This window comes from Streptomyces africanus (assembly GCF_002150735.1).
Taxonomy (GTDB): Bacteria; Actinomycetota; Actinomycetes; order Streptomycetales; family Streptomycetaceae; genus Streptomyces; species Streptomyces africanus.
This window is the reverse complement of record NZ_MUKA01000154.1, coordinates 1-7020: the sequence shown is the minus strand read 5'-3', so window position 1 is coordinate 7020 and position 7020 is coordinate 1. Positions and strand designations below refer to the sequence as shown.

The 7020-nt window shown below is 73.0% G+C and carries 6 protein-coding genes; 5 read left to right on the top strand and 1 reads right to left on the bottom strand.

The window, feature by feature from the left end:
- On the bottom strand, positions 1 to 747 hold a 747-nt coding region (locus tag CCL05_RS20095), incomplete at its 3' end, for a hypothetical protein (RefSeq protein ID WP_086561880.1).
- A 266-nt stretch (positions 748 to 1013) separates the two neighbouring features.
- Here CCL05_RS20095 and CCL05_RS20090 point away from each other — a divergent pair.
- The 5 genes from CCL05_RS20090 to CCL05_RS20070 form a co-directional block, all read left to right on the top strand.
- The gene (locus CCL05_RS20090; protein ID WP_086561879.1) at positions 1014 to 1364 is read left to right on the top strand and encodes a chorismate mutase; all 351 of its coding nucleotides are present in this window, start codon (positions 1014 to 1016) and stop codon (positions 1362 to 1364) included.
- 143 nt (positions 1365 to 1507) lie between these two features.
- Positions 1508 to 2059 carry a response regulator gene (locus tag CCL05_RS20085; RefSeq protein ID WP_086561878.1) on the top strand — a complete coding sequence of 184 codons (552 nt, stop codon included), beginning with the start codon at positions 1508 to 1510 and terminating at the stop codon, positions 2057 to 2059.
- Between the two features lie 67 nt (positions 2060 to 2126).
- A complete protein-coding gene (gene pepN, locus CCL05_RS20080) occupies positions 2127 to 4622 on the top strand; it encodes an aminopeptidase N (protein ID WP_086561881.1) in 2496 nt (831 codons plus the stop codon).
- Positions 4623 to 4736: 114 nt separating this feature from the next.
- Positions 4737 to 5570 carry an NAD(P)H-binding protein gene (locus CCL05_RS20075; RefSeq protein WP_086561877.1) on the top strand — a complete coding sequence of 278 codons (834 nt, stop codon included), beginning with the start codon at positions 4737 to 4739 and terminating at the stop codon, positions 5568 to 5570.
- Positions 5571 to 5675: 105 nt separating this feature from the next.
- A partial coding sequence (locus tag CCL05_RS20070) for a pyridoxal phosphate-dependent decarboxylase family protein (protein WP_107400487.1) occupies positions 5676 to 7020 on the top strand: 1345 nt, incomplete at its 3' end.

The window sequence follows — 7020 nt, the reverse complement described above, 5'->3', positions numbered from 1 at the left end:
ATACCGCACACCCGGCTGCGGCGGCCCGGCCTGCGCATGCCGCCGGTCGTGCGCGTACCGCCGCCGCCCCGCCCACCCCGCCGCGGTCAGCGGCGGCTGCTGCTCATCGCGGCGGGCCAGCTCCCTCCCCTTCACGTACGCCGTGTATGCCTGCGGACTGGTGAACCACACCGACGGGTCCTCCCCGAAGAGCAGCGCCCGCTTGGCCAGCACGTACCCGAACTCCTCCGGCGTGAGATACCCCAGCTTCTGGGACGACGCCCGGTCCTCCCGGTACGCGTCCAGCAGCAGCCAGCCCGCGCCCAGATACGTCGTCGCCGTGTCCGTCAGGATCTCGTTGTCCCGGACCCCGGGAAACGACAGGTCGAGGCGGTGCAGGTACACATGCATCACCTCGTGCGCCAGGGCCGCCCCGATGTCCCGCCGATGCGTACGGAACCGGTCGTTCAGCTCCACGAAGTACTCCGGCCCGGCCGCCAGCTCGACGTTCGCCGCGTGCCGCATCTCCCGGAAACTCACGATCAGCCGGGCGTCCGGCAGCCGGTAGTGCCGCACCAGCTCGTGCGCCACCCGCTGCGCCCCCAGGTACAGGTCGTCGGTGTCGCAGAACGCCACGTCGGCGGGGAGCACACTGGTCGCGAACGTCTGGATCGTGTCGTACGACAGGCGCCTGTACAGCGCCGTGATGGCGGCCCGCACCGTCTCCAGATGCGGGAAGCCGTGCTCGACCGGCCCGTCGTTCGCCACGCCTCACCCCCAAGACGCCCCTGAACCCGGTTCCACTGTACGAAAGTGTGCCGCCCACAGGGCCGCCGTGCCGCCGCGAAAACCGGTCGTCGCCGCCCCGGGCCGCCGGCGGAATCCGGGCCGTGACCGGCGACCAGCGCTCCGTCGCCGCCTCGCTCCGGGTGGGCGGCCAGGACGACACACTCGGAACGGGCCCGCGGCCGAGCCCCGCCGAGTCGTGAGACGGCCCGTGGCCCCCGGGCGTGCGCCCCTTAGGCTGACCTGCCATGACCACCAGCAACACCGGCACCGGTGACGTCGACCCCGCCGTCGTGACGGAACTCGCCCGCCTGCGCGACAGCATCGACAACATCGACGCGGCCGTCGTCCACATGCTCGCCGAGCGCTTCAAGTGCACCCAGCAGGTCGGCCACCTCAAGGCCCGCCACCAGCTGCCGCCCGCCGACCCGGCCCGTGAGGCCCGCCAGATCGCCCGGCTGCGCTCGCTCGCCGAGAACGCCAAACTCGACCCGGCCTTCGCGGAGAAGTTCCTGAACTTCATCGTCGCCGAAGTCATCCGCCACCACGAGCGCATCGCGGACGAGACGCTCAACGGCTCGGCGCCCGGCCGCGACTGACCGCACGCGACCACCCCCGGGGGGAGTGACACGGCGCCCCGCGCGGGGCATGCTGCGCTGTGCACAGCATGTCAGCTGACGAGTACTGCGCGTCAGTGTCCCGGACTTACTCTGGATCCTCCACGAGGGAGGGGCGTCGGGCCATGCCGTCGGATACCAGGATCCTCATCGTCGACGATCACGAGGACACGCTGTACGCGCTGGAGAGCGCCCTGGCCCCGCTGGGCTATCAGCTCGGCCGGGCCACCAGCGGCGACGAGGCGCTCAAGGAGGTGCTGCGCGGCCAGGTCGGCCTGCTCCTGCTCGACGTGCGCATGCCCGGCGTCAGCGGACTTGAGGTCGTGCGCTACATGCGGCGCGTGGAACAGACCCAGCACATCCCGGTCATCCTGCTCACCGGCTTCGGCCCCGACCAGGAACTCACCACCGCCGCCTTCCGCCTCGGCGTCGCCGACCTGGTCATGAAACCCGTGGACCCCTGGGCCCTGCGCACCAAGGTCCGCTACCTCTACGACGCCCACCAGCACCACCTCGCCCTGGAACAGGAGGTGCGCCGGCTGCGTGCCGTCGTACGGGAGCACACCGAGAGCGCCGCACACTCCGTGCGCCCCGCCCTGCCCCACCCCGACGCGCGCGTGCCGCTCCAGCGGCCCAGGGGGGCGCACGCCGGTGAGCTGGAAAAGGACCGCACCTAGACCGGACATCGGTCGCATACCGATCCGCCTCTGTGCCACGCCGGTGCCATCAGGCAGCATGTCCTGCATGTCCGTACTGACGCGCGACGAAGCGCAGACCCGAGCAGGGCTCCTCGACGTCCACCGCTACACGATCGAACTCGACCTGACCACCGGGGACGAGACCTTCGACTCCCGCACTCTGATCAGGTTCGGCGCCCGCGCGGACGGGGACACCTTCGTCGAGGTCAAGCCCGCCGAGCTGCGCTCCGCCACCCTCGACGGACAACCCCTGGACCCGGAAACCCTCGACGGCAACCGGCTTCCCCTGAAGAACCTCACCGCCGGCGAACACGAACTGCGCGTGCACGCGCGCATGCGCTACTCCCGCACCGGCGAGGGCATGCACCGCTTCACCGACCCCACCGACGGCGAAACCTACGTCTACACCCAGCTGTTCATGGAGGACGTCCAGCGCGTCTTCGCCGCCTTCGACCAGCCCGACCTCAAAGCCGTCTTCGAACTGTCCGTGACGGCCCCGCAGGGCTGGACCGTCCTCGCCAACGGCATCACCGAGCACACCGGCGACGGCCACTGGAAGGCCGCCGCCACCCCGCTGATCTCCACCTACCTCGTCGCCGTCGCCGCCGGCCCCTGGCACTCCGTGCGCACCGAGCACCGCGGCCTGCCCTTCGGCCTGCACTGCCGCCGCTCACTGGCCCCCTACCTGGACACCGACGCCGACGAACTCCTCGACGTCACACGCGCCTGCTTCGACCGCTACCACGAGAAGTTCGACGAGCCGTACCCCTTCGACTCCTACGACCAGGCCTTCGTCCCCGAGTTCAACGCCGGCGCCATGGAGAACCCCGGCCTGGTCACCTTCCGCGACGAGTTCGTCTACCGCTCCGCCGTCACCGACACCGAGCGCCAGACCCGCGCCATGGTCATCGCCCACGAGATGGCCCACATGTGGTTCGGCGACCTCGTCACCCTCAAGTGGTGGGACGACATCTGGCTGAACGAGTCCTTCGCCGAGTACATGGGCTACCAGACCCTCACCGAGGCCACCCGCTTCGACGACACCTGGACCGACTTCGGCGTCAACCGCAAGGCCTGGGGCTACGACGCCGACCAGCGCCCCTCCACCCACCCCGTCGCCCCCGAGGCCGTCGACGACACCGCCTCCGCGCTGCTCAACTTCGACGGCATCTCCTACGCCAAGGGCGCCAGCGCACTGCGCCAACTGGTCACCTGGCTCGGCGAGAAGGACTTCCTGGCCGGCATCAACACCCACTTCGCCCGCCACAAGTTCGGCAACGCCACCCTCGCCGACTTCATCGACTCCCTCGCCGACGCCACCGAACGCGACGTCCACGCCTGGGCCGACGCCTGGCTGCGCACCACCGGCGTCGACACCCTCACCCCGCGCATCACCCCCGGCGAGAACGGCACCTGCGCCCTCACCGTCGACCGCGCCGGCAGCCGCCCCCACCGCATCGCCGCCGGCCTGTACGACCGGGACCTCGGCGACGACGGCAGGCAGCTCGTCCTGCGCGAACGCCTCCATCTGGACCTGCCGCACACCGAAGCCCGCCCCATCGGCAAGCGCCCCGCGCTGCTCCTCCTCAACGACGGCGACCTCAGCTACGCCAAGGTCCGCTTCGACCCCGAGTCCTTCGAGACCGTCCGCAAGGACCTGTCCGGCCTGCCCGACCCGCTCACCCGCGCGGTCGTCTGGAACGCCCTGCGCGACGCCGTCCGCGACGGCGAACTGGCGCCCGCCGCCTACCTGGAGACCGCCCGGGCCCATCTCCCGCTGGAGACCGACCTCGCCATCGTCCAGGGCGTGCTCGCCTTCGCGTCCACCTACATCACCGACCGCTACGTCACGCCCGAGGAGCGGCCCGCCGCGCTCGCCACGCTCTCCGAGCTGTGCCGCGACCTCATCCGCCGCACCGAGGACGGCGACAACCCCGGCCTGCGCCTGATCGCCGTACGCCACCGCATCGACGTCGCCGCCCACCCGGACACCATCGCCGCCTGGCTCGCCGACGGCACCGTGCCCGGCGGCCCGGAGCTCGACCCCGAACTGCGCTGGCGCGTCCTGGGCCGGCTCGCCGCCCTCGGCGCCACCGACGAGGCCGCCATCGCCGCCGAACTCGAACGCGACCCCAGCGCCACCGGCCTGGAGGGCGCCACCCGCTGCCGGGCCGCCCTGCCCGACCCGGAGGCCAAGGCCCGCGCCTGGGAGTCGATGTTCGGCTCCGACGACCTGTCCAACTACCTGTTCACCGCCACCGCCCAGGGCTTCTGGCAGCCCGAACAGGCCGGCCTGGTGCGCGCGTACGTGCCGCGCTACTACACGGACGCCGTCGCCCTCGCCGACCGCCGCGGCCCCGCCATCGCCGAAGCCGCCGGCCGCTGGGCCTTCCCCGCCGACATCGTCGACCCCGCGAACCTCCGCCTCGGCGAGGAGTGCCTGCGCGACGCCGCACCGATCCCGGCGCTGCGCCGCAAACTCGTCGACCAACTCGACGACCTGGCACGGGCGTTGCGCGTCCGCCAGGGCAAGGAGGTCTAGGACCCGCGACGTAGGGCGCGGGCGTGGCGACTGGTCCCTTCCGACGATGCGGCGGGCCGGTCGCCCTTCATAGCCTCGGGCGGACAAAGGACGATCAAGCCCGAGGAGCCCTTCGTGATAGCAGTGACCGGTCCCACCGGAAACGTCGGCCGTGCCCTGGTCGAACGCCTCGTCGCCGCCGGACAGCCCGTGCGGGCGCTCACCCGCGACCCGGAGCGCGCCCGCCTGCCCGCCGGCGCCGAGACGGTACGGCTCAGCCTCGACGAACCGGCCGCCCAGTTCGACGGCGCCACCAAGCTGTTCCTCTACGTCCAGGCGGGCGGCGACCGCACGGCCGCCCTCCTGGCCGCGGCCCGCGCCGCCGGAGTGCGCCACGTGGTCCTGCTGTCCTCCGGGATCATCGACTCGGGCGCCGACGAGACCCACCCCATCCACGTCATGCACGCCACCGCCGAGCAGCAGGTCCGCGACAGCGGCCTGGAGTGGACCTTCCTGCGCCCCGACGCGTTCGCCACCAACGCCTTCCAGTGGGCCCCGCAGATCCGCACCGGCGACACCGTCCGCGGCATCTTCGCCGACGGGCAGTCCGCCCCCATCCACGAGGACGACATCGCCGCCGTCGCCGAACGCGCCCTCCTCGACGACGGCCACGAGGGCGCGGCCCACCGCCTCACCGGACCCGAGGCGATCACCAACGCCGGACAGGTCGCGGCGCTCGGCCGGGCCCTCGGCCGCGAGCTGCGCTTCACCGAGATCTCACCGGACGAGGCGGGCCCCGAACTGTTCCCGCACGTCCCGCCGGGCATGCTCCAGGCCCTGCTGGACACCTTCGCCGCATCGGTCGGCACACCACCGGACATCACCGGCACGGTAGGAGAGATCACCGGCCGGCCGGCCCGCCCCTTCCCGGTCTGGGCCGAGGACCACGTGGACGACTTCAAGGGCTGAGACGGGAGAGGTACCTCCATCCGGTTTTCCCGTAGGGAGGTACCTCCATCCGGGTCCGGTCGTTGGGCTATTCGGGCGCGCCGCCCCGCTCCCGGAGGAACGCCCATGAGCACGCCACCCCTCGCCTCAGGCCCCGAAGGCCCGCGCGCCCTGCGACCGCTGCTCGACACCGTGCTCCAGGCACTGGACGCCGGCGCCCGGGCCCGCGGCGGACCGCTGCCGGCGGGCGGGCCGGAGGCGGTCGCGGCGCGCCTGCGCCAGGCGGTGGGGGAGGTGCTCCCCGACCAGGGCGACCCGCACGCCCCGCGCACCCTGGTCCAGGCGTTCGCCGAAGGCGCCGCCGACCCGGCACACCCCCTGTGCGCCGCCCACCTCCACTGCCCGCCCCTGGCCGTCGCCGCAGCGGCCGACCTCGCCGCCTCCGCCCTCAACCCCTCCCTCGACTCCTGGGACCAGGCCCCGGCGGCATCGGAACTGGAGCTGCTGGTGGCGGGGGCACTGTCCAGGGAGGTCTACGGGCCCGGGCACAACCCGGGAACGGCCCCCGACTCCCTGATCACCACCGGCGGCACCGAGTCCAACCAGCTCGCCCTCCTCCTCGCACGAGAGGCGTACGGCCACTGCGTGCGGCTCGTGTGCGGAGCGAACGCCCACCACTCGCTCCCGCGAGCCGCCTGGCTGCTCGGACTGCCCGACCCCGTCGTCGTACCCGCCCCGGCCGGCACGCTCCACCCCGCCGCACTCGACGAGGCCCTCTCCCGCCTGCCCGGCCCCCTGCTCGTCGCCGCCACCGCCGGCACCACCGACGCCGGGCTCATCGACCCCCTGCCCGAGATCGCCGCCGCCTGTGCGGCCCACGGCGCCCGGCTGCACATCGACGCCGCCTACGGCGCAGGCCTCCTCTTCAGCGACCGCCACCGCACCCGGCTCGCCGGGCTCGACGCCGCCGACACCGTCACCCTCGACCTGCACAAACTCGGCTGGCAGCCGGTCGCCGCCGGCCTGTTGGCCGTCAAGGACCACCGCGACCTCACCGCCCTGCGCCACCGCGCCGACTACCTCAACGCCGCCGACGACACCGAGGCCGGCCTGCCGGACCTGCTCGGCCGTTCCCTGCGCACCACCCGCCGCCCCGACGTCCTCAAACTCGCCGTCACCCTCAAGACCCTCGGCCGCAGCGGCCTCGGCACACTCGTCGACCACGTCTGCGCCCGGGCCCGCGAGTTCGCCGCCCTCGTCGACGAGCACCCCGGCCTCGAACTCCGCGCCCGGCCCGCCATCAGCACCGTCCTGTTCCGGCCCGCCGGCGCCACCGACGCCACCGTGGCCGCCGTACGCCGCGCGCTCCTCACCGACGGCCGCGCCGTCCTCGGCCGGGCCCGCCTCGACGGCCGGCTCTGGCTCAAGGCCACCCTCCTCAACCCCGCCACCGGGCCCGCCGAGGACGGCG

Excerpts from the sequence above, each read along its gene's own strand:
- CCL05_RS20090 (WP_086561879.1), top strand. The coding sequence starts at position 1,014 with ATGACCACCAGCAACACCGGCACCGGTGACGTCGACCCCGCCGTCGTG.
- pepN (WP_086561881.1), top strand. The coding sequence starts at position 2,127 with ATGTCCGTACTGACGCGCGACGAAGCGCAGACCCGAGCAGGGCTCCTC.
- CCL05_RS20085 (WP_086561878.1), top strand. The coding sequence starts at position 1,508 with ATGCCGTCGGATACCAGGATCCTCATCGTCGACGATCACGAGGACACG.